21 protein-coding genes are annotated in these 22,938 nt (G+C 42.6%); 7 read left to right on the top strand and 14 right to left on the bottom strand.

Annotated features, from left to right (window positions below):
* Window positions 1-116 precede the first annotated feature (116 nt).
* Window positions 117-989 carry an acyl-CoA thioesterase gene (locus IEV36_RS07140; protein WP_005259829.1) on the bottom strand — a complete coding sequence of 291 codons (873 nt, stop codon included), beginning with the start codon at window positions 987-989 and terminating at the stop codon, window positions 117-119.
* 277 nt (window positions 990-1,266) lie between these two features.
* On the opposite strand from IEV36_RS07140, the gene plsB reads away from it, so the two are divergent.
* Window positions 1,267-3,813, top strand: a complete 2,547-nt coding sequence (gene plsB / locus IEV36_RS07145) for a glycerol-3-phosphate 1-O-acyltransferase PlsB (RefSeq protein ID WP_005259832.1) — start codon at window positions 1,267-1,269, stop codon at window positions 3,811-3,813.
* Between the two features lie 40 nt (window positions 3,814-3,853).
* Here plsB and IEV36_RS07150 read toward each other — a convergent pair whose 3' ends face one another.
* Complete coding sequence (locus IEV36_RS07150) at window positions 3,854-4,834, bottom strand: putative solute-binding protein (protein ID WP_032863986.1); 981 nt, start codon at window positions 4,832-4,834, stop codon at window positions 3,854-3,856.
* Between the two features lie 127 nt (window positions 4,835-4,961).
* Window positions 4,962-5,780 (bottom strand): NAD-dependent epimerase/dehydratase family protein, encoded by an 819-nt coding sequence (locus tag IEV36_RS07155; protein ID WP_005259835.1) that lies wholly within the window; start codon window positions 5,778-5,780, stop codon window positions 4,962-4,964.
* 18 nt (window positions 5,781-5,798) lie between these two features.
* Between IEV36_RS07155 and recG the strand changes: the two genes are divergently transcribed.
* Window positions 5,799-7,844 carry an ATP-dependent DNA helicase RecG gene (recG, locus tag IEV36_RS07160; RefSeq protein ID WP_005259837.1) on the top strand — a complete coding sequence of 682 codons (2,046 nt, stop codon included), beginning with the start codon at window positions 5,799-5,801 and terminating at the stop codon, window positions 7,842-7,844.
* Window positions 7,837-8,520 carry a ComF family protein gene (locus IEV36_RS07165; RefSeq protein WP_005259838.1) on the top strand — a complete coding sequence of 228 codons (684 nt, stop codon included), beginning with the start codon at window positions 7,837-7,839 and terminating at the stop codon, window positions 8,518-8,520. The genes recG and IEV36_RS07165 overlap by 8 nt, the downstream gene beginning before the upstream one ends.
* Here IEV36_RS07165 and IEV36_RS07170 read toward each other — a convergent pair.
* Both IEV36_RS07170 and IEV36_RS07175 read right to left on the bottom strand, forming a co-directional pair.
* Entirely contained in the window at window positions 8,474-8,869 is a 396-nt protein-coding gene (locus IEV36_RS07170; protein ID WP_005259839.1) for an NUDIX hydrolase, read from the bottom strand. The two genes, IEV36_RS07165 and IEV36_RS07170, sit on opposite strands and share 47 nt — an antisense overlap.
* A gap of 10 nt (window positions 8,870-8,879) precedes the next feature.
* A complete protein-coding gene (locus IEV36_RS07175) occupies window positions 8,880-9,464 on the bottom strand; it encodes an LOG family protein (RefSeq protein ID WP_005259841.1) in 585 nt (194 codons plus the stop codon).
* A gap of 172 nt (window positions 9,465-9,636) precedes the next feature.
* Between IEV36_RS07175 and IEV36_RS07180 the strand changes: the two genes are divergently transcribed.
* Window positions 9,637-10,653 (top strand): CorA family divalent cation transporter, encoded by a 1,017-nt coding sequence (locus IEV36_RS07180; RefSeq protein ID WP_004775913.1) that lies wholly within the window; start codon window positions 9,637-9,639, stop codon window positions 10,651-10,653.
* Between the two features lie 49 nt (window positions 10,654-10,702).
* Here the strand turns inward: IEV36_RS07180 and IEV36_RS07185 are convergent, their stop codons facing one another.
* From IEV36_RS07185 to dxs, 9 genes are all read right to left on the bottom strand, one after another.
* Window positions 10,703-11,251, bottom strand: a complete 549-nt coding sequence (locus IEV36_RS07185) for a hypothetical protein (RefSeq protein ID WP_005259844.1) — start codon at window positions 11,249-11,251, stop codon at window positions 10,703-10,705.
* 61 nt (window positions 11,252-11,312) lie between these two features.
* Entirely contained in the window at window positions 11,313-11,600 is a 288-nt protein-coding gene (locus IEV36_RS07190; protein WP_005259845.1) for an STAS domain-containing protein, read from the bottom strand.
* Window positions 11,601-11,611: 11 nt separating this feature from the next.
* Window positions 11,612-12,244: an MlaC/ttg2D family ABC transporter substrate-binding protein gene (locus tag IEV36_RS07195; protein ID WP_004775917.1), complete on the bottom strand. Its 633-nt coding sequence runs from the start codon at window positions 12,242-12,244 to the stop codon at window positions 11,612-11,614.
* A gap of 19 nt (window positions 12,245-12,263) precedes the next feature.
* Window positions 12,264-12,938, bottom strand: a complete 675-nt coding sequence (gene mlaD, locus IEV36_RS07200; RefSeq protein WP_005259846.1) for an outer membrane lipid asymmetry maintenance protein MlaD — start codon at window positions 12,936-12,938, stop codon at window positions 12,264-12,266.
* A complete protein-coding gene (gene mlaE, locus IEV36_RS07205) occupies window positions 12,938-13,717 on the bottom strand; it encodes a lipid asymmetry maintenance ABC transporter permease subunit MlaE (RefSeq protein WP_004775919.1) in 780 nt (259 codons plus the stop codon). Before mlaE ends, mlaD begins: the two co-directional genes overlap by 1 nt.
* Window positions 13,714-14,532, bottom strand: coding sequence for an ABC transporter ATP-binding protein (locus tag IEV36_RS07210; protein WP_004775920.1), 819 nt, complete (start codon window positions 14,530-14,532; stop codon window positions 13,714-13,716). Before IEV36_RS07210 ends, mlaE begins: the two co-directional genes overlap by 4 nt.
* Before the next feature lie 418 nt (window positions 14,533-14,950).
* Entirely contained in the window at window positions 14,951-16,837 is a 1,887-nt protein-coding gene (locus IEV36_RS07215; RefSeq protein WP_005259847.1) for a DEAD/DEAH box helicase, read from the bottom strand.
* Window positions 16,838-17,601: 764 nt separating this feature from the next.
* The gene (locus tag IEV36_RS07220; RefSeq protein ID WP_004775922.1) at window positions 17,602-18,432 is read right to left on the bottom strand and encodes an inositol monophosphatase family protein; all 831 of its coding nucleotides are present in this window, start codon (window positions 18,430-18,432) and stop codon (window positions 17,602-17,604) included.
* A gap of 133 nt (window positions 18,433-18,565) precedes the next feature.
* A complete protein-coding gene (gene dxs / locus IEV36_RS07225; RefSeq protein ID WP_005259848.1) occupies window positions 18,566-20,461 on the bottom strand; it encodes a 1-deoxy-D-xylulose-5-phosphate synthase in 1,896 nt (631 codons plus the stop codon).
* Between the two features lie 304 nt (window positions 20,462-20,765).
* On the opposite strand from dxs, the gene ribA reads away from it, so the two are divergent.
* The 3 genes from ribA (at window position 20,766) to hemF (ending at window position 22,888) form a co-directional block, all read left to right on the top strand.
* Window positions 20,766-21,368 carry a GTP cyclohydrolase II gene (gene ribA / locus IEV36_RS07230; protein ID WP_004775924.1) on the top strand — a complete coding sequence of 201 codons (603 nt, stop codon included), beginning with the start codon at window positions 20,766-20,768 and terminating at the stop codon, window positions 21,366-21,368.
* A gap of 44 nt (window positions 21,369-21,412) precedes the next feature.
* Entirely contained in the window at window positions 21,413-21,811 is a 399-nt protein-coding gene (locus IEV36_RS07235; protein ID WP_005259852.1) for a hypothetical protein, read from the top strand.
* A 135-nt stretch (window positions 21,812-21,946) separates the two neighbouring features.
* Window positions 21,947-22,888 (top strand): oxygen-dependent coproporphyrinogen oxidase, encoded by a 942-nt coding sequence (hemF, locus tag IEV36_RS07240; RefSeq protein WP_004775925.1) that lies wholly within the window; start codon window positions 21,947-21,949, stop codon window positions 22,886-22,888.
* Window positions 22,889-22,938: the final 50 nt, after the last annotated feature.

Raw genomic sequence — 22,938 nt, forward strand, 5'->3', positions numbered from 1 at the left:
TAAAGCTCTTTAACTTCACCTTACTATGGCATGCTCATGTTGAAGAATCGAGCAATTTTTTGTCAGCCTTATGCTAAAAAAGCCATCATAATGATGGCTTTAGTATGAGCTTATTTTTATTGGGTTTCGATTTCTCTGAGCCGAATCAAACCCTCCTGAACTGTACTACAGACCAACTGACCATTTTGCCACATCCGCCCAAAGTTCAGACCGCGAGAGCTGGCACTCACCGTTGCCTCCATATCGTAGAGCATCCATTCATCAGCACGTAACGGACGATGGAAATAAATGGTGTGATCAATACTGGCACATTGCAGATTCGGAGAAATCCAAGATAAACCGTGTGGACGCAATGCTGTAGTCATCAAGGTAAAGTCCGAATAGAACGCGACAATCGCCTGATGTAATGAGACTTCATCCAGATCTTTTGCAATCGTACCATGGGTACGAATATAGTGCGCATAAAATGGAGCTTCAGGCTGAGGCTGAAACGGATTGATCAACTGCGTTGGACGAATCTCGACATGACGTTCCCGCATAAAGCTGGCACGCACATTTTCAGGTACGAAATTAATCAGGCTTTCTTTCAGTTCATTTTCTGACTTTAATGTTTCAGGTGCAGGATATTCCGGCTCTTTATGCTGATAGTTCAGCCCTTCTTCTGGATTGGCAAAAGATACCATCGCAGAAAAGATGGTGCGTCCATGTTGAATGGCACGAACCTGCCGGCTAACGAAACTCTTGCCATCACGAAGCGGATCGACTTCGTAAATAATCGGTGCATTGACATCGCCCCCGTACAGGAAATAGGCATGTAAAGAGTGTGCTGGACGATCCGTTGTATATGACGCTGCTCTCAAAGCCTGTCCAAGCACCTGTCCGCCGAATACCCGTTTGCCTACCAAATTGCGGCTATTGCCTCGGAAAATATGCTGTTCCAGCTTTTCCAGAGTCAAAAGTTCAACCAATTCTTGAGTTAACGCATTCATGTAATATTCTTCCAACATCAATGGGGAGAGATCAACCAATCCTTTCAGGGTTGATAATTTTGATTGTGCCACAAATTCAAATGACAATGGTCAGGATAAAATGATTCATCCGTCACGTTAATCGTATTTATAACTGCTAAAAATACGATTTTTAACGATAAAATCTACCAAATACGCTATATTTTGTCAGAAAATAACATACCGTTTTATGTAAGAATACCGCAGAATGTCGTGTTCATCATGAATCGATGCCAGGATTATGATTTAGGAGTTTGTAATGTCCAAGACTGGATTTGGTCAAATGTATCGCCAACTTTCGAGTAAGTTACTTGACCTGGTGGTAACCCCACATGTTCTTGGTGAAGTTCCTACAGAATCCACCACAGCAGAGCAAAATACAACAGAATCAAATAAGTTAGTTTGCTATGTTTTACAGAATTATTCGCGTAGTAACGCATTGGTGGTCGATGGTGAAACCCGTCGCCTCAATTTAAAACCGGCACTGGATCCGTTGAGTTTTGGATCTTACCAAGAAAAAAACTCAGTCCTGTTTTTACATCACAACGAAAATAATTTCTTTAATACGCAAACCTTCCCTCCTCGCCTCTTACAACTTGTTGAAGCACTTGAACAACATCCTGATGTTGATGTTCAACTGGTGCCTGTTACAGTACTTTGGGGACGTTCGCCAGATAAAGAAGATTCCTGGTTCAAACTTTTATTCTCTGATACATGGGCAACCCCGGGTACAGTCAAACAGTTGATGAATATTGGTCTGCATGGCCGACAATCTTATTTAGAGTTTCATGAACCACAATCGCTACGTGAACTGGTTGACTACGCCAAGACCAATCATCCAAATGTTTCACCAGCAACCTATATTGCCAGCTCACTAGACACTTACCTCGATCAACAGCGTGAAGTGGTTCTCGGCCCCGATTTATCAGATCGCCGTAATGTGATGCAATCGGTAATCAAGTCACCTGAAGTGCAAGATGCGATTCGTCGTGAAAGCATTCAGCATAAAATCAGTATGCTCGAAGCAGAACGTCGTGCAATTGGCTATGTCAATGAAATCGTCTCTGATTACTCGGCATCTGCAGTCCGTTTTGCCGACATGGCCTTAACCCGTTTATGGACACAGCTCTATGACGGCGTTGAAGTCCATAACTTCAGTACGGTTCGTGAACTGGCAAAAGACTACGAAATCGTTTACACCCCTTGCCACCGTAGCCATATCGACTATTTATTATTGTCATACGTGATTTATAAACGCGGCTTGATGATTCCGTATATCGCAGCAGGTGATAACCTCAACTTACCATTTGTAGGCCAGTTATTACGTGGTGGCGGTGCATTCTTTATTCGTCGCTCTTTCCGTGGCAATGCACTTTATACATCTGTATTTAAAGAATATTTATACAGCATCTTATCGCGTAACACCCCAATCGAATACTTCATTGAAGGTGGCCGTTCACGTACAGGGCGTTTATTACCGCCGAAAACAGGTATGTTGGCGATGACCATTCAAGGGCATTTACGTGGCCCTGCCAAACCAATCGTATTTGTTCCCACCTATATCGGTTATGAGCGTCTGATGGAAGGCTCAACCTATGTCGGTGAAATGCAAGGTAAGCCGAAAGAAGCCGAGTCAATTTTTGGTATTGTAAGAACCTTACGCAAAATTGAACGCATCTTCGGTAAAGTGCATGTGAACTTCGGCGAACCTGTGTTCCTGAATGACATCCTGAAGCAGAATAATATCGAGCAAAACCCGACTGACGTACCAAGCTCTACCGAGATTTCAACGGTCGTTGCAGACTCAGCGCATCTGATTCTGGAAAATATCAACCGTGCTGTGGTGATCAATCCTGTTTCATTGCTTTCTTTAATCTTGCTTGCAACACCAAAACACACTTTAGATGAAGAGATCTGTGCAAAACAACTCGACATCTATCGTGATTTGGCAACCCAGCAACCTTATGATGAACGCACTCAAGTGACTTCATTATCAGGTAAAGAAATTGTTGCCTATGGTCTCAAGCTGAAATTGATTAAACGCGTACAACATGTATTAGGCGATATTATTGCGATTGAAGACAATCAGGCTGTGTTGCTGACTTACTTCCGTAATAACATCCTGCATGCCTTTGTATTACCGTCGCTGGTCGCATCGCTGGTTGAGCACAACGGAAAAATTCACAAGAATGATTTAAGCAACGTGATTCGCACCTTATATCCATTCTTGAAAGCTGAACTGTTTATGAAATGGCAGGCCAATGAATTACAGCCGCAAATTGACAGCTATATCGACGCATTGGTGAAGATTGGTCTGATTTTCCAAGATAACGAAGGCAATCTGTTTAGCCCAACGCCAAACAGCGAAGAACATCAGAAACTGGTTACATTGGCAATGCCAGTCAAACAGAGCCTAGAACGTTACTACATGACGCTGGCACTGATTACACAACGTGGTTCAGGCAATATCTCAACCAAACAAGTGGAAGAACTAAGCCATTTACTGGGTCAACGTCTGTCTGTGCTGTATGAATTCAACTCGCCAGAGTTCTTCGATAAAGCACTATTCCAAAGCTTTATTAAAGTCCTGACTCAGCAAAATTACATTCGTAACAATGAGCAAGGCTTCATTGAGTATGATGATAATTTCAGTGAAATGGCGGCTGGTGCACAACTAGTGCTGGATGAAACCACTTTACAAATGCTACAGCACATCACCACTTTTAGTGATGAAGAACTGGCTGAGGCATTGGAAGCAATGGCATCACAACAAGCCAAACGTCGCCTAAAACGTAAGAAAGCATAAGCATAAAAAAGGCAACTTCGGTTGCCTTTTTCTTTCGCTATTAACGACGACAGCCCAGATATTTAGGATCATCCTGACAACGCAGCCGATTAATCAACTCGACAAAGTCTGCATCGTAATAGCCTGCATCGACATAACGTTTACTAATCTTGGCCACCAAAGCATCATATCCCTGCTTTTCATAACCCGAGATATCCGCCCAGTAATAAGCCGGTAAATGATTTTCCCACTGGATCGCTTGTGCAGCCAGGACATTGCTATTATTGACAAACCACGTCCGTATCTGATGACCGAAATCAACAGGATAAGCCTGAGGTCGAATCACAATATTCATGGCAAAGTAGGCCACAGGAAAATTCACCACCTGTGTCGACTCACCAAATTCTTTTTTTAAGTTATACGGCAATATGCCATAGGCAGGAGCCGCCAGAATATCAATCTTTTTACGTTTAAATGAATCAACCGCATTAGAGAAATCGACATAAATCGGTTTCGAACCTACACTTTGCACCAAGGCCAACTGTGGTGGATTATCGGCCAGAATACCAATGGTTTTATTCCTCAGTTGTGACACTTTACTGATCTGCTGGGTATTCATGATCATATAAGCGGTTCCTATCGGAATCATCCCCAACATTTCATAATCTGAACCGACCATCCGCTTTTCCACATTGGGATGAGTTAACAGTTGTAAAAAGGCACGCACCACACGATTATTCGGAATCAGTCCAATCCCTCCCGTTGTCGCCATAAAGTGGTTATAGCGATGCGTATTAAAATTTGAAGCCACCAAACCAGAACATTGTTTTTGCTCAAAGGACTGTATCGCATTTTTTTCATTTTTAAAGACTTTAAGCTTGAGCTGCACCTGATTTTGTAATGCGTATGCACGAACATCCTGTAAACGGCGGCTTATGTCTCCTTGTGTACCCAATGGATCAAATACACACCAGCTTTGTTCAGTCGCCCAACTCGCTGTTGTTATTAATCCAAGCAGGCCCATGCACATTATTTTTCTCATTGATCACCCTTTTACACCCTACAGCAAACCTCGTGCTCAACTCAGGCAGTTCCTTTCCGGAATCTGTTGATAGTTATGATTCAAAATCCATACCAACTCTTTAAGCTTTCTTTACAGTGTAGTCGAATTATTTTTCATTACTATGGACAGATAAAGCCGCAGCGTAGTCATTAAAGCAAATCAAATGGTCAAATTTAAATCCGGTTTTTGGCAATCGTGTGGCATAGATTTGCTTGCCAGTCTGTTGTTCTGAAAGTAATTTTAAAGGTGCTAAATTTAATTGCTGTTGAAACCACAACAAAATTTCATGCATCGGAATAGGTAAATTATTGGTGACAATATAGCTGGCTTCGACTTGAGCCAAATTAACCAATAAGGCTAAAAACTTCGCCAAGTCATCAATATGAATACGATTACTGAAATGAACCGTAGGATAAGTCGAGCTTTGCTCCGCCAGTTTTCGGAGTCGGGCAATGGAAGTGCCGTATATTCCTGTAGGACGAACAATAATGCTGTGTTGCGGATAATGTTGCTGCCACATCAGCTCCATGCGTCGAAGCAGATGTCCTTGCGGATCAGCAGGTTGAATCTCACTCTCATCATCAATGCGCTCCCCCGCATTTTCACCATAGACGCGGGTTGAAGATACAATCACGATGCGCTGTACCGGGTGCTCTTTTAAGGCCTGAGCAATAGGCTCAACACTGTCGATATAGGTCTGCTGATAGGCTTCGATACCGCTTTGAGCAGGTGCAAGCAGTACGTACACCATCTGTATAGGAGGAAGCTTGGTCAAATCAAGTTGCTGGATGTCCTGAATGTAATGGGTCGCGTAACAATCTGTTTTTGCACTGCGACTTATTGTGCTAATGTGGTGACCTTGCTCAAATAAGTGTTTAGCGACACGCCGAGATGTTTTACCATAACCAATAAATAAAATATGCATACACACCTTTGACCAGAGATGACATCAGTTCAGCAATTACAAGGCGTTGGTGCTGCCGCAGCGACCCTCTTAGAAAAGCTTCATATTTTTAGTACGGATGATTTGTTGTTCCATCTTCCCCGTGACTATGAAGATCGTAGCACTATTATTCCAATGAATCAGCTGGTCGTTGGACGAAGTTATTTGCTTGAAGGTGAGGTTCGCTCTGTGGACTTCCCACCCGGAAAAAAGAAATCCCTTGCTGCACTGGTCCAAGATGATTTCGGAAAGGTCACCTTACGCTTCTATCATATCTATAAAGGCTTAACGGATCGCATCAAAATGGGGCAACGCCTGCGCATTTTTGGTGAGGTGCGCGTTGGTGCACGCGGTATGGAACTGTATCATCCTGAAATTCAAGTGATCCAGCAACATACTGCCCTGCCTAAAACCCAGCTTACTGCGATTTATCCAAGTACCGAAGGCCTGACCCAACCCAAATTACGTGAGTACGTGCGTCAGGCACTCACTCATCACAGTGATGATCTGCCCGAATTATTGCCGAGCAAATATAGCAATGGCTACGAACTGAAAGAGGCGTTGCATTACATCCATGAGCCGCCAACCGATGCCAACATGTTGCAGCTCAATCAAGGTTCACATCCTGCACAACAGCGTCTGATTTTTGAAGAACTGGTGGCGCATCAAATCAGTTTACTTACACGTCGAGCTTATATCCGTCAGATTTCAGCGCCACGTTTTAGTAGCAGCAAAGTATTGGCCAAGAAATTATTAGAAGGCCTTCCTTTTCAGATGACCAATGCGCAAAAACGCGTTTCTAAGGAAATCTTGCAGGATCTTAAGCAAGATCAACCGATGTTACGTCTGGTACAAGGTGATGTAGGCGCTGGCAAAACCTTAGTCGCCGCAGTCGCAGCCTGTCATGCGCTGGAAGCAGATTGGCAAGTGGCACTTATGGCGCCGACCGAGATTTTGGCCGAACAGCATTATTTAAACTTTAAACGCTGGTTTGAGCCTTTAGGCATTCAGGTGGCTTGGCTATCAGGCAAACAAAAAGGCAAGGCTAGAACACAGGCAGAGCAACAAATTAAAGAAGGTCATGCCCAACTGATCGTAGGCACGCATGCCCTGTTTCAAGATACAGTGGGCTTCTCTAAATTAGGTTTGGTCATTATTGATGAGCAGCACCGTTTCGGGGTTGATCAACGCCTTGCCCTGCGCAATAAAGGCGCTGATCAGTTCACCCCCCATCAATTGGTGATGACAGCAACACCAATTCCCCGCACCTTAGCCATGAGTGCCTATGGAGATCTAGATACCTCGATTATTGATGAGCTGCCGCCAGGTCGTACTCCGATTCAGACCGTCACCATTCCACTCGAACGTCGGGAACAGGTATTACAGCGCATAGCAACCAATTGTCGTGAAGGTAAACAGGCTTATTGGGTGTGTACTTTAGTCGAGCAATCCGAAACGCTGGATGCCCAAGCCGCGGAAGCAACCTACCAAGAGATTAAAGAACGCTTCCCAGATATCAATATTGGGCTGGTACACGGCAAGATGAAAGCCGATGAAAAGCAAGCGGTCATGCAAGCCTTTAAAGACAATCAATCACAACTGTTGATTGCCACCACGGTGATTGAAGTAGGTGTCGATGTGCCCAATGCTTCGATTATGGTGATTGAGAATGCTGAGCGTTTAGGGCTATCTCAATTACACCAGCTACGAGGTCGTGTAGGTCGTGGTGCTACAGCCAGCTTCTGCGCCCTACTCTATAAAACGCCGCTATCACAAAATGGGCAAGAACGACTTTCGATTTTACGAGAAAGTAATGATGGTTTTGTGATTGCAGAAAAAGATCTGGAAATTCGCGGTCCCGGTGAACTGTTAGGGACCAAACAAACGGGCGATATGGGCTTTCGTGTGGCTCGCCTAGAACGAGATGACCATCTGCTCACCCAAGCGCATTATGTGGCAGAGCAAATCCTGAAAGACTATCCACAACATGCAGAAGGCCTGCTCAAACGCTGGTTACCTGAAGCCCCAAGATATGCCTATGTTTAAATTATTGGGGAAGTCCGCACATCAGCTATTTGATTATTTTACCCCGTGTAACCTGTGTGATATTGGTATGAAACGGCACTTTGGTGTTTGTCAGAGTTGCTGGCAACAATTACCGTGGTTCAAACAAAGCATTGAACGGAATCAACAGCAAATTCTGGTGGCCTGTCATTATCAGTATCCGATTGACCGCATCATTCAACAGTTTAAATATGAACAGAAACTACACCATCAACGTTTATTGAATGGCCTGTTATTACAAGTCAGACTTCCTAAAGTTCATGCGATTGTGCCTATGCCTATTTCCACAGATCGTCTGGTCGAGCGTGGTTTTAACCAGACACTTTTATTGGCACAATCTCTAAGTCAGCATTTAAATATCCCTGTCTGGCAGCCAGTACAACGTTTGGCCCAACATTCTCAAAAAGGCTTATCCCGTCTGGAACGGCTAGAAAATATTGAACAGCAATTTGTTGCTAAGGCACCCAACCAGATTCGTTATCGCAAAGTTCTGATTGTTGATGATGTGGTCACAACAGGCAGTTCAATTACGGCTTTATCACAAGTGCTTGAACAACTCGGCTGCCAACAGGTTTATAGTCTGTGTCTGGCAGCCGCACAGGATCAAGAAATTAATTCAAACCATGCTGCTGACACCACGGAATTACAACTTCTTTAGTTAAAGGCGCCAATACCGTCGCTTGGTCATCCAGATCAATCCACTTCATCTCAGCAATCTCGGCTGCAATTTGTGGTGCCTGCTTTAACTCAACCGCATATACATAGCTAATTAAAGCATGATCCGGTTCATTGGCTGCCGCTGTTCTAAATTCACCGACAAATTCTTTTAACTCACATTCGCAGCCAATTTCTTCCAGAATTTCACGCTGAATCGTCACTTCAGGTGCCTCATCTAGCTCAAGCTTACCACCGACCTGCATAAAGGCATGCGTATTTTGCTTACGGACCAACAGTAATTGATTTTGCTTATTCAAAATAATGGCGGCAGCAACAGTAATAGTTTTCACAATTTTATCCTCAAGCCTGAATTTCAGTGGTGGATAGCCACTTTGGGGTCGCAGGCTGATAAGCAGCAAATGCCTCTAGAACTTCTTCAATCTGTTCTGCCACAATTAACTTGTCCACAAAACGTGCTTGGGTAAAGCCACTGTCAACTGAGGCTTGAAGCATTTTCAGCAGATCGGTATAGAAACCATTTACATTTAAAAAAGCACAAGGCTTTTGATGGATTCCCAACTGACTCCAAGTCCATTGCTCAAAGATTTCTTCTAGTGTTCCCGCACCGCCCGGCAAAGCCACAAATGCATCAGATAGCTCAGCCATTTTGGTCTTGCGCTCATGCATATTGTTAACCCGATACAATTCGGTTAAACCCGTATGGGCAAGCTCTCGATCCACCAAGGCATGGGGAATCACACCAATTACCCGACCGCCAGCCTGTAGCGCACTATCGGCCACCACACCCATCAGACCCGAACGTCCACCACCATAGACCAGCGTTTTGCCTTGCGCTGCAATCATCTGCCCTGTCAACTGAGCCATTTGCTTGAAAACAGGATCATTCCCGAGAGAGGAACCACAGAAAACACATATAGAATTCATACAATTAAAACCGTTTTATAGAACTGTCATGCTGATAAAGTAGGCTATGTAACAAGATTTTTGAAAAAATAACGTTTAGGCAAGTGTTTTTCGCTTCATCCTTGTCTAAAATACACGCTGCTTTTCGGTAAAAGACCGGAAACTTTACATCGACTGCGCAAGGAAAAAAGACATGCTTGAAGCCTTTTATGCCACTGAGCGCGGTAGTCTAGAAGATGCAACAATCAATGGCAGTTTCGACCTTCATCCTGAACTGGTCTGGATCGATCTCATCGCCCCATCCCAAGAAGAACAACAATGGATTCTGGATGCGTATGAGCGAAACCTACCTACCTTAAAGTCACTTGAAGATATTTCCTCATCGGCACGATTCTACCGTGATGATGACGGAATTTTGCATATCAGTACCTATTTTTTAACAAAGAATAAAAATTTTCAATCTGATCGTGAACAAGAAGACCTCGAGAATACACTCGCAGCGACCGTCCACACGGTTGCTTTTCTACTTGATAAAACGCAACTAATCACGCTACGTGGCGAGAAACTGGTTGCCTTTCGGGCCTTTCGCGCTCGTGCAAGACGCAATGATTACAGCATCGACTATAAAGATCCGGTATGGATTTTATTAGGTCTACTTGAATCTAAACTGGATGAACTTTCAGATATTCTGGAAGACACGCATAAGTATTTAGAAGAATATTCAGCCGAGGTTTTAAACGACCACCATCGTGAACAGATCCTTGATCTGGATGATATGATCACACGGCTCGCGCATCAGGAAGATATGTTAGGAAAAGCTCAGCTCTGTCTGACCGACTTACGCCGAGTCCTGTCTTTTCTTTCCCGACCGCGTGCTCTAGGCAGTCATATTTACGATCCTGATATTCGAGAAATGAGTGAAGATGTACGCTCTCTACTTGAGCACAACACCTTCCTGTTTCAAAAACTAAAATTCTTACTGGATATTACCACTGGTTTTGCCAATACCGAGATGAATGAGACCTTCAAACGCTTCTCTATTCTCCCAAGTATGCTTGCTCCTCCAATGCTGGTTGCCAGTATTTATGGTATGAACACAGAGGTTTTGCCTTTTTCTCATGGCACTACCAGCTTCTGGATCGTGATTACGCTGGTATTAACTTTCCTGATTGGCCCGACACTTTACTTCCGTTGGAAGAAATGGATTTAATATTTTTATCACTAGGATATTTTGGCCAAGGTCAAAATATTCTTTCCCCTTATGATAAATTAAATGCAATAAGGTCTTTTTCATTCTCAATAAAATAATCGATTAAGGCATCATGCCCTTTTGTTTTCCATTGTTGATATTCTTTTGTGCTTAAGAAAACAACAAGAATAAAATTATAATTTACCTCATTAATTTCGAATTGATTGGGTAAAAAATTTAAAATATTCGATGTAATAATTGGCAATAAGATTATTCCTCTTACATCATTTTCTATAAGGCGAGTGTCATCAAACAGCTGAACACAACCAATACCTATTTGCTCATGCCCTTCAAGATCTTCAAGTGTTGCAAATAGCTGCCTGATTAAATTAGCATCACCATCAGAAACCGTAATATAAATATTATGTGTATTCGTAGGTATTGAAAAAATAACATGTAAATTTACATCATCACGCAATGTGCTTACGGCTTGATGTCTTTTTGTCCCATCCGCCTTTTCAAAATAATAAAGATTACAGTCATCGCAAAATAGATCATTATTGATTACCGTATTGACTATTGTTGAACGTATTCTTTCCATATCAGATACATATCCCATTTCTACCCCAAAACAAAAAAAGAGAGTTAGGTAACTCTCTTTTCTCGATGAATAAGTAATATCAAATCAATTTCAGATCATCTTGTAAATGACAGGCTTGGATGATTTTCAGCATTTTTTCAGACACATTCTTAAAATGCAGGCCTTTATTTTCTGGCGTTTGACGCAACCATTGCACCAGTACCGCCAAAGATAAAGTATTGCCCTGTTCAAGCTGGCCCAAATCAACAACTAAAGGAAAATTCTTATGCTGTTGAATATGCTTTAAGCCTGTTTGGTAGATCTGCTCTGCATTTGCAAAATTAATCGTTTTTGAAACGACAAGTTGCTGATCAATATACTGAATCACCCGTCACCTACTTATTTTTTGCTAACTGCAGCATCTGCATCTGGTTTAAACGTTGCAATCGCTTTATTAATATCGCCACCGTTACGTTGAACAGTTGCAGCGAACTGGTTACGGAACTGTAAGCCCAAGTCGATACCAGATACATTAATGTTACGTACTTTCCACTGGTCGCCCTTGTCCGTTAACTGGAACGACACAGGGATTTTCTCGCCATTGTGCAAGAAGTCTAAAGTCACAACAGGTGTTTTGCTGTTGGTCGATTTAAACGGACGCATGGTATAGCTTTCATTGGTATATTTTGCGAAAGCACCACCATAGTTCTCAATAATCACTTCACGGAAGTTCTTTTCGAACTGTGCACGTTGTGCAGCATTGGTATATTGGTTATTCGCATAAGTACCCAACACAATACGCGTAAACGCTTGAGAATCCACATACGGGTCAAGGTTTTGACGAATAATGCTTTTCACCAGTGTCGGATTATTTTGCAACTTGGCATGATCCGCTTTTAGACGCGTAATTAAGCCATCAGCCACACGTTTAACAAAATCAGGTGGGGTTTCTGTTGGTGCTGCAAATGCCGCACTTGCAAGCATTGTCGATAATACGCTTGCGGTTAGCGTTTGTTTCAATAATGTATTCACTTCAATCTCCTAACCTGAATTACTCAACAAAAGAAGGTTCTACTTCAGCAGCTGGCTGTGAAGCTTGACTCTCTGTCGCTGTTGAGCTTGATGTGGCTTTACCAGCAGCACCAGTAATAAACTTACTGATCAAATCTTCTAAATCCATTGTGCCTTGGGTATTTGAAACCACGTCACCACGTTTAAGGTAATTCACACCGCCACCTGGGACAACTTTCAAATATTTCTCACCCAATAGACCATTGGTTGCTACCATTATATAAGCATCTTCATCGAGCGTGGTGATGGAGGTCATGTTACTGGTAAGTTGCTGTTCCATTTCTTTTTGTTTCGCAGCATTCGCTTGCTCATAGTCAGAACTATAGTGCAGCTCTTCCAGTGCATTCTTCTGCACCTCTTTAAGTTGTTCCGGGTTAAAGCTGGTGAGCTTACCATCCAGATCAAATTTGACTGTCGCCAGACGAGAAACAGGATCAAGCGTAATCGATTCAACACGACCGATGGTCACACCACTCATGGTCACTTTGGCACGTGGCTTTAAACCATTTACGTTGTCAAACTGTGCTGTCATGCTATAGCTATCACGTAGATTAGTACCTACCAACCCACTCACTTTCATCGCAAGAAAAAATAGAGCGACACCGAAGATAATGACAAAAATACCTACGGCCAGCTCACTAGTACGTGATTTCATTAAATCCCTCCGAACATGACCGCAGTCAACACGAAATCAAAACCTAATACACAAAGTGAAGAATATACGACCGTTCTGGTCATTGAAGTCGCGATACCTTCTGGGGTTGGTTCACAAGCATAACCCTGATACACCGCCACCCATGTACAAATCAAAGCAAAGACAATGCTTTTGATAATGGTGCCATTAAAAATGTCATGCCAGAACTGTACGCTACTTTGCATACCACTCCAGAATGAACCTTCATCCGCACCTAAAAAATCAACACCTACCAGCTTGCCGCCAATAATACCAATCGTTGCAAAGATCACCGTAAGCATCGGTAAACTCACAATACCCGCCCATAGACGAGGAGCAACAATCTGACGCAGTGGATCAACACCAATCATTTCCATACTGGCAAGTTGTTCACTTTGTTTCATGGAACCAATTTCAGCAGTCAAGGCTGAACCGGCACGTCCTGCAAATAATAATGCAGCGACAACAGAAGCAAGTTCTCGTAGCAACGTCAGTGAAATTGCAGTACCTAGCATTGCTTCACTGCCAAAAGTCACCAGAATGCTATACATCTGCAAACCCAGTACGGCACCAATGAATAGGCCTGAAACAGCAATAATCAGCAGGGACATCACCCCGACACGATACATCTGATAAACAAAGCGCTGAAAACCACCTTTCGATGGCATGGAAAATAAAACTTGCAGGAGCATCAGCGCGGCAGCACCGATTCCTTTTATTCGCTCAATAACGAGTCTACCTAGCCAGGCAATCGCATTCATGGACGAACCTCGTTATCTAAATATGCTTGATGAGTAAATTGATATTCCACAGGCCCCTCAGCTGAACCTGTTAAAAACTGACGGACAAAAGGTGAAGCATGATTTTTTAATTCTTCTGGAGAACCTTCACCCTGAATTTTACCTTCTGCGACCACATAAATATAATCTGCAATCGACAAGGTTTCTGCCACGTCATGCGACACAATAATAGTCGTTAGATCTAAAGCATCTCGTAGCGAACGGATGAGACGGGTTAATACACCCATTACAATCGGATCCTGTCCAGCAAACGGCTCATCATACATGATCAGCTCAGGATCCAGCGCAATTGCACGTGCCAAAGCAACACGACGGTTCATACCGCCTGAAAGCTCGGTTGGCATTAACTGCTCAGCACCACGTAATCCGACTGATTCAAGTTTTAAAGCCACCAACTCTGCAATAATATGTTCTGGCAATTTAGTATGTGCACGGATTGGGAATGCCACATTTTCATAAACCGACATGTCTGTGAATAATGCACCACTCTGGAATAACATTCCCATACGTGCACGTGCAGCGAATAATTCATGACGCGACATTGCCGCAATATTTTTGCCATCCAGCAACACCTCGCCATGATCTGGGCTCAACTGCCCACCAATCAAACGCAACAAGGTGGTTTTACCTGTGCCGGATGGTCCCATAATTGCAGTAATTTGACCACGTCGAATTTTGAGACTGATATCGTCATAAATGACGCGTTCTCCTCGATTAAAGCTTAAGTTTTTAACTTCAATTAAGGCTTCTGCATCGAGAGGAGATTTGTTATTCATAATGGCATTCATTCCTGCACTTTTTATGCACGCATACTATACACTGAAACATTAAACGCTTGTTTCCATTTTGATAAGGGATGTATCAAGAGTATTTAATTTATGTAGTTATTCTTGGGAATAATCTGGCTGGTTGTATGATGAGAATTAACATTAAATGACTCAGCGTTAATCGTATCAAACAACGCATAAGCAAAAAATAAACCGTTACAGAGCATTAAAATGACGAATAGGCACGGCAGTCCTTCACTACACATGAAAGACCAAGCTTGACTCAAAAGGCTTTTATTTTGCTTAACCTTATTCATTTCTTATATAAAATTTGAATTAGTACACATTTTTATAATTTTACATGACTAAACCGAAATAAAAAAGCCAGTTTTTCAACTGGCTTCTTCATTCTATCGGTTTTTAACGATTAAAAATCGTTTTTGCGACGACGGTCGCCACCGAAAGTTTCTTCACGTGAACCGCGTACTGGACGCTCATCGTTACCAAACTTACGCTTTGGACGGTCATCACCACCGAAGCTGCGTTTTGGACGGTCATCACCGAAGCTACGCTTTGGACGATCGCCGAAACCGCCTTCACGTTGTGGACGATCACCGAAATCACGTTTTGGACGGTCACCGAAGCTACCTTCACGACGTGGTTTATAGTCTACACGGTTACCACGGTTGTCATCATTCGAGTCAAAGCGCGGTTTATCGTTGAAACCACCTTCACGACGTGGGCGATCAGAATTGAACTCGCGACGTGGACGGTCTTCACCACCAAAACTACGTTTTGGACGATCATCAAAACCGCCTTCACGACGTGGACGATCTGAATTAAATTCGCGACGTGGACGGTCTTCAAAACCACCTTCACGGCGTGGACGATCTGAATTGAACTCGCGACGTGGACGGTCAGAGTTGAATTCACGACGTGGACGATCTTCGCCACCAAAAGATGGACGCTCACCACGTGGCTTGTCATCGAAGCTACGACGTGGGCGATCATCACCGCCTTCACGACGTTTGAAGTTACCTTCACCCTCAAAACGACGACCACCGCCAAAACCACCACGACCACGACCGCCGCCATCACGACCACCGCGACCACGACCACCGCCATCACGACCTGAACGTGCAGGAGGTGGAGATGGCTCTAAACCTTCGATTTCAGATACATTTAAACGTGCATCTAAATAATCTTCTAAAGCACGGATTTTGCCACGCTCACGGTAAGTTGCCAAAGTCACAGCTTGACCTGTACGACCCGCACGACCTGTACGACCAATACGGTGTACATAGTCTTCATTTTTCATCGGTAAACCGAAGTTAATTACGTGTGAAATCGTTGGTACGTCCAAACCACGCGCTGCAACATCAGTTGCAACCAGGATTTTTGCACGACCTTCACGGATGCTACGTAAACGACGGTTACGAACGGTTTGTGGCATCGCACCATGCAATGCAACAACAGAGTGACCCGCTTCAGCTAATTCTTCAGCAAGCATATCTGTATCTTCTTGCGTGCTTGCGAATACAACAGCTTGATCTACAGACTCATCAGATAACCAGTGAGTTAATAATTTTTTCTTGTGTTCAAAGCCATCAGTCCAATGTAATGTTTGAGTTACATCAGTGTTAGTACTGTGACCAGTTTCAATTGCAATACGTTGCGGATCATTCATCATGCGTTCAGCAAGACGGATAATACGATCAGCAAATGTTGCAGAGAACATCAATGTTTGATTACGGTTTGCAGCTAATTCACCAATTGCTTCCAAGTCTTCAGAGAAGCCAAGATCAAGCATACGGTCAGCTTCATCAACAATTAATGATTCAACTTTATCAAGTTTAATTTGACGACGGTTTACAAGGTCAAGTAAACGACCAGGAGTCGCAACGACAACTTGTGCACCTTTAAGCTGTTGAATTTGCTTACCGAAAGGCATACCACCCATAATTGCAGCAATACGAACACCTTTCATGTGACGTACAAATGCAATCGCGTCTTGACTTACCTGTTGAGCCAATTCACGCGTAGGAGAAATAACTAAAATCGTTGGCTGAGTGACTGCTTTCATGCGCTCTTTAAATGGCACAAAAGTATCTTCACCCGCTAAAGCGTTTAATGTAGGAAGTAAAAATGCTGCTGTTTTACCAGAACCAGTCTGGCTTGAAACTAATAAATCTTTACCTTCTAATGCAGCTGGAATCGCTTGTTCTTGCACAGGAGTTGGTGTCGTAAAACCTAAACCTTCTAGGGCTTGTTGTAAGGTTTCGTGCAAAGAAAATTCGGCAAAAGTTTTGCTCATAGAGAGTTTCACCCTTGTGGGTGCTCCATTTTAATAAATACAAAAAATAGACATCGGCAACAAGCGGCAAAGCGACTCAAGCTGAAAATATATGAAATTCAGCGGCGATCCGAATAACGACGATGTGGACTAAACGCACGCTTGATTACTGCCTCAACCTGAAGAATCGCTAAGCGATTTGGGCGCAAGATGTGGTCCTCTCTATGGACAGCGTGCGCTAATATGAATAGAACTGAATGTTCAGGTAATGAACTGGAATTTAAGTGCGTGGGCGGATTATAGCAGAATAATTTTAAAAGTCACCTTTTTTAATTGGTTTTTCTATTACATCACATTTATTATCAGGGCTTTCAGCTTTGAACCGCTCTAAAATTAAACAGAAGATTAAAAGATATACAGCGAAATATCAGCAAGTTAAAAATAATAAAAAGTGCTTTTTTTATGAAGCTCGCGCAATTACAAACAGAAAAATAATATTTATTTTTACAAAAACTGAGAGGAGTATGCCAATTTAACGGAGCTTACATCCTAACCCTACCCACATAAGGCACCTGCGCTGTTCATTCAACATGACATTTTAAATCCACATAAAGATTAAAGCGTGAATAAGTTTTAAATTTCTCTTTTTCTATCTCATTATTTAAATAAATTATTATTTCCTCATCGACCTCAAAGCAATCAAATAGATCAGAATTTCGTTTCCCTATTTTCTAAACGCATAAAAAAACCCTCAACATATTGAGGGTTTTTTCTATATTTACAAATTATTTTGCAGCTTCGCCCCAAGCTGGAACAACGTTTTGCATCAATGGCTTTAACATCTTAAGTGAACATGCAAGCACCTGACCATTGTCAAATGATTCATTACCACCGCGTGCATCAACAACAACACCGCCCGCTTCTTTCACGATTAATTCGCCCGCAGCGATATCCCAAGGTTTTAAACCAAGCTCAAAGAAACCATCAAAACGACCTGCAGCAACATAAGCCAAATCTAATGCAGCTGAGCCGCCACGACGAATTTGCGCGCCAGATTTAGTCACTGCCAATAATGATGCAAAATGTTGTTCTGCATAAGAAACAATTTCACCATTACGCTTTGCACGGTACGGATGGCCTACTGCAAGGAACGTATTTTCAAGGTTTTCTTTTACATTTACACGGATACGGCGTTGGTTCATCACTGCACCACGACCGCGGCTTGCAGAGAACAACTCATCACGTACTGGATCATAGATCACACCGTGTTGAGTCACACCTTTATGTTGAACTGCGATAGAAATACAGAAATGTGGAAAACCGTTGATAAAGTTTTGTGTACCGTCTAAAGGATCAATCACCCAGCACCAATCTGCATCGTGACCTTTACCTTCTTGCATACCAAACTCTTCACCAAGGAAGCTGTGGTTTTTATAGCTTTTGCGAAGTGTATCAATTGTAAGTTGTTCCAAGTAACGATCAACACGTGTTACTGGACCATCAATGCCTTTTTCTTCAACTTGTAAATCGAGTTTATGACGATTTTGATGTGCCTTTAAAAGCTCTTGACCAACTGTTTGAGCCGCACGCGCAGCCATAACCACCATAGGTTCCATTGAACACCCACTACAAATTTGAAGATTTTGACAAAGAATAATGCATAAAAGCGCGTATATTCTAGCAAATATAAGCGCTTTTAGGGGAAAAATGTTGCGAAAAATTATTTTCGCGTTTACATCAACTTATAAGTTAGAACCAAGCTTGCTCAATTGAAGCTAAAATTCCCTGAGCATCCAAACCACAATCTTGCAACATTTGCTGATGTGTTGCTTGATGTAAGAATGTATCTGGCAAACCAAGATTCAGGATTGGTTTTACAATTTTTGCTTGAGCCATGAATTCATTGACAGCACTACCTGCTCCTGCCATTACGGCATGCTCTTCAACAGTGACAAACAGTTGTGTGCTTTCTGCCAAGTCACGAATCATTTGTTCGTCCAATGGCTTTACAAAACGCATATTCACAACACGTACACCAATAGCATGCTGATTTGCAAACTGTTCTGCAGCTTCAACCGATGGCGCAACGCGGCTACCAAAAGCCAGAATGCTGATGTGCTGTCCAGCATCAACATTAAATTCAGCAACGATTTCAGACTTGCCAATTTCCAAAGCTGTCATTTGCTGTTGAATTTCAACACCCGTACCCGCGCCACGCGGATAACGTACCGCGGTTGGTCCTTCGTAGAGGTAGGCTGTATGTAGCATCTGACGACATTCATTTTCGTCTTTCGGCGCCATAATGACCATGTTAGGCACCGTACGCATATAAGCATAATCGTATGCACCTGCATGCGTTGGGCCGTCTTCACCCACTAAACCTGCACGATCGATACCAAAAGTGACATCCAGATTCTGCAAGGCAACATCGTGAATCAACTGGTCGTAACCACGTTGCAAGAAAGTTGAATAAATCGCGACAACCGGTTTTAACCCTTCACATGCCATACCAGCGGCTAAAGTCACCGCATGTTGTTCAGCAATTGCGACATCAAAGAAACGCTCAGGGTATTGCTGTGCAAATTTCACCATACCCGAGCCTTCACACATCGCAGGTGTAATGGCGAGCAGACGTTCATCTTGAGCTGCTTCATCACATAGCCATTGCCCAAATACATCTGAGTATTTAGGAGGTGATTTTTTTACGGGTGCTGCTGCGGTTGGCGCAATTTTAGTAATCGCATGATAGGTAATCGGATCTGCTTCCGCTGGTGCGAAACCTTTACCTTTTTTGGTATAAATATGAACTAGACGTGGACCTTTACGTTTTTTAAGTGCATGGAAAACCTGTACCAGTTGTTCCACATCATGTCCGTCAAATGGCCCGAAATAATCAAAACCAATTGCTTTAAATAAATTATCAGCAGCATCTGTCGCAGATTGATGCAAACGTGAATTATAGGTCCACTTTGGATGAGGTTGAACATAGGCTTCACCCTGTTCATTCACATTGATCAATTGCCCTGTTTCCCAAATGGCTGCCAGATGTTTGGCAAAACCACCCGTACTACAAGAGATCGACATATCGTTATCATTTAAGACTACGATTAAGTCCGCATCATGCGCAACCGCATCATTCATGGCTTCAAATGCCATACCTGCCGTCATTGCACCATCACCCACGATTGCAACAACATCACATGGATCTTTTTGATAACGGCGAGCCAGTGCCATACCCAAACCTGCTGAAATGGCAGTTGAGGAATGACCTACACCAAAGGTATCAAATTCAGATTCATCACGTGCAGGGAACGCAGCCAAACCATTTTTACTACGAATGGTAGCGATGCGATCACGACGACCTGTCAGCACTTTATGCGGATAAGCCTGATGGCCCACATCCCAAACCAAACGATCATCTGGCGTATTAAAGCTATAGTGCAAGGCCACAGTCAGTTCGACCACTCCTAAATTTGCACCAAAGTGTCCGCCACTCTGCCCAGCTGCATACAAAATATATTGACGTAACTCATCCGCCACTTGAACGAGTTGGCTTTGCTCGAGCTGACGTAATTGTTGTGGATGATCAATTCCATCTAACAATGGCGTAACAGGGCGTTGAGTTGGAATTTCGGTATACAACATAATGTGGCAAAGCCTTTTTAAGCCTGGCAAGTCCGAAGCTGGGTTAAATGGGGGCAATCATACAATTAAATATGATCTGCCTTCAATCAGCCACACGTGCGAATGATGTAGTGCTGAACATTCTTATGCAATTTTTAAAGAATGACCCGTAGATTATCCTGAATTATGTCACTGTTTATCAACCATTATTGTGTGCTTTGTATGAAAAAGAAAAACTTATATAAAAAATCAGAAATTCCAGTTCGCGCAATCTTCACACATTAAGCTATACTCAGATTGTTTTTATGATCATAGTGAGTTCTCTGTGCCGATTGAATTTATTGCAACATCAAAGCTGCCGACTGCCTTTGGTGACTTCAATATTTCCGTGTTTCAAGATCCGGAAACGGGTGAGGAACATGTGGCGCTTTCTAAAGGGTTAGAAACTGCTCCCAATAAGCCTGTACTTGTGCGTATCCATTCAGAATGCTTGACTGGTGATGCTTTCGCTTCACTTAAATGTGATTGCGGCCCACAGTTACAAGCCACCCAACGCCTGATTAATGATGCAGGCCAAGGCGTAATTTTATATTTGCGTCAAGAAGGGCGTGGTATTGGTTTAACCAATAAAATCCGTGCTTATGCCTTGCAAGATCAAGGTCATGATACCGTTGATGCGAACCTGTTATTGAACTTACCTGCTGATGCGCGTCGCTACGATATGTGCAGCATCATGCTCGATCATCTTCAAGTTAAAGAAGTGAAACTGGTCACAAATAATCCACTTAAATTAAAAGCATTGACTGATCTGGGTATTAATGTGGTGGAGCGTGTACCGCTGACTGTCGGTCGCAACCCATTCAATGAACAATATTTAAAGACCAAACGTGAACGTATGGATCATCTTTATAAAAAAGATGACTTCTGATCTAGTTAAAAGACCAATTTAATTAAGATATCTTTGGCGAGTCTATGAATAAAATTGATTATTCGGATGATGATGACTTTTATGATCAAGGCTTTGAGCATAAAGGTTTTGTATCAATTTGGATTGGTCTTTCTAATGACAAAACTGATATGGATATAGATGTATTACAAAATCTATGTGGTGTAGGGTATTATGAACTTAATAATCAAGAAATAAACCATCTAGATTTTGGATTAGTTCCAATAGATTTTTTAATCAAAGACTTATCATATTCTGATACATTTGTAGATCATTTTATGCATTATTCTCGATTGAAAGGTATTGATCATGGTAGATGGATTATTGCTCAATATGACTTTAAATATGATCCGCTTAAAATAAAACGACCAATACAGAATGATCCTATTTTCATAGGATATTTCCACTATCTTACGATGGAATGAATATTTTTGACTCCAACAACTTCAATCAAATACTTTCTGTCCTTAAATTTAAGAGATCAACCATAAATCCCTTACTTTTTTTATGGATTTATGTTTTGATATCAGTAATTCCTAGATCTTATCAAGAGGATCATCATGCAGCATCCAACTTCAGCTGATATTCAACGTGTTCGCGAGTTTTTACTCGATCTACAGGCACGCATTTGTGCAGGACTAGAGCAACAGGAACGTGCAGGCGGTGGAACCGCTGAGTTTATCATTGATGATTGGCAACGAACCGAAGGCGGTGGCGGTCGCTCTCGTGTTTTGCAAAATGGTGAAGTGATTGAAAAAGGTGGGGTCATGTTCTCCCACATTAATATCAGTAAACTCCCCGCTTCAGCGACTGAACGTCATCCACAAATTGCGGGTGCAAAGGCACAAGCACTAGGCGTATCGTTGGTGATTCACCCGAAAAATCCGAATATCCCGACCTCTCATGCCAATGTCCGCCTATTTGTGGCTGAGCCTGAAGGCCAAGATCCAGTGTGGTGGTTTGGCGGTGGTTTCGACTTAACCCCATTCTATCCAGATGATGAGGATGTGCTGAATTGGCATCAAAAAGCTCATGACTTGTGCCAGCCTTTTGGTGAGCATGTTTATGCCGAACATAAACAATGGTGTGATGATTATTTCTATTTAAAACATCGTGATGAACAGCGTGGTGTAGGCGGTTTATTCTTTGATGATTTGAACCAGTGGGATTTCGAAACCTGCTTTAAATATATGCAGGCGGTCGGAAATGGTTATTTAGAAGCAATTTTACCAATTTTTGAAAAGCATCGTGAGCAGCCTTATACCGAAGCTCAACGTGAGTTCCAGTTATATCGTCGTGGCCGCTATGTTGAATATAACTTGGTATATGACCGTGGTACCTTGTTCGGCCTACAGACTGGCGGGCGTATTGAATCGATTTTAGTGAGCTTGCCTAATCTGGCGGGCTGGTCATATCGCCCTGAATGGGATGCAGATTCGGCTGAGAAACGTCTCACTGATTATTATTTAAAACCACGAGACTGGCTGGGTTTAAATAAATAAAAGAAATGATTCATCCCTGACATATAGTTCAGGGATGAAATCTTTTTGGG

Source organism: Acinetobacter vivianii (assembly GCF_014635885.1).
GTDB lineage: Bacteria > Pseudomonadota > Gammaproteobacteria > Pseudomonadales > Moraxellaceae > Acinetobacter > Acinetobacter vivianii.

Coding starts and splice junctions, on each gene's coding strand:
- IEV36_RS07140 (WP_005259829.1), bottom strand. CDS start 989: ATGAATGCGTTAACTCAAGAATTGGTTGAACTTTTGACTCTGGAAAAG.
- plsB (WP_005259832.1), top strand. CDS start 1,267: ATGTCCAAGACTGGATTTGGTCAAATGTATCGCCAACTTTCGAGTAAG.
- IEV36_RS07150 (WP_032863986.1), bottom strand. CDS start 4,834: ATGAGAAAAATAATGTGCATGGGCCTGCTTGGATTAATAACAACAGCG.
- IEV36_RS07155 (WP_005259835.1), bottom strand. CDS start 5,780: ATGCATATTTTATTTATTGGTTATGGTAAAACATCTCGGCGTGTCGCT.
- recG (WP_005259837.1), top strand. CDS start 5,799: ATGACATCAGTTCAGCAATTACAAGGCGTTGGTGCTGCCGCAGCGACC.
- IEV36_RS07165 (WP_005259838.1), top strand. CDS start 7,837: ATGTTTAAATTATTGGGGAAGTCCGCACATCAGCTATTTGATTATTTT.
- IEV36_RS07175 (WP_005259841.1), bottom strand. CDS start 9,464: ATGAATTCTATATGTGTTTTCTGTGGTTCCTCTCTCGGGAATGATCCT.
- IEV36_RS07180 (WP_004775913.1), top strand. CDS start 9,637: ATGCTTGAAGCCTTTTATGCCACTGAGCGCGGTAGTCTAGAAGATGCA.
- IEV36_RS07185 (WP_005259844.1), bottom strand. CDS start 11,251: ATGGGATATGTATCTGATATGGAAAGAATACGTTCAACAATAGTCAAT.
- mlaD (WP_005259846.1), bottom strand. CDS start 12,938: ATGAAATCACGTACTAGTGAGCTGGCCGTAGGTATTTTTGTCATTATC.
- mlaE (WP_004775919.1), bottom strand. CDS start 13,717: ATGAATGCGATTGCCTGGCTAGGTAGACTCGTTATTGAGCGAATAAAA.
- IEV36_RS07210 (WP_004775920.1), bottom strand. CDS start 14,532: ATGAATAACAAATCTCCTCTCGATGCAGAAGCCTTAATTGAAGTTAAA.
- IEV36_RS07215 (WP_005259847.1), bottom strand. CDS start 16,837: ATGAGCAAAACTTTTGCCGAATTTTCTTTGCACGAAACCTTACAACAA.
- IEV36_RS07220 (WP_004775922.1), bottom strand. CDS start 18,432: ATGGAACCTATGGTGGTTATGGCTGCGCGTGCGGCTCAAACAGTTGGT.
- dxs (WP_005259848.1), bottom strand. CDS start 20,461: ATGTTGTATACCGAAATTCCAACTCAACGCCCTGTTACGCCATTGTTA.
- IEV36_RS07235 (WP_005259852.1), top strand. CDS start 21,413: ATGAATAAAATTGATTATTCGGATGATGATGACTTTTATGATCAAGGC.
- hemF (WP_004775925.1), top strand. CDS start 21,947: ATGCAGCATCCAACTTCAGCTGATATTCAACGTGTTCGCGAGTTTTTA.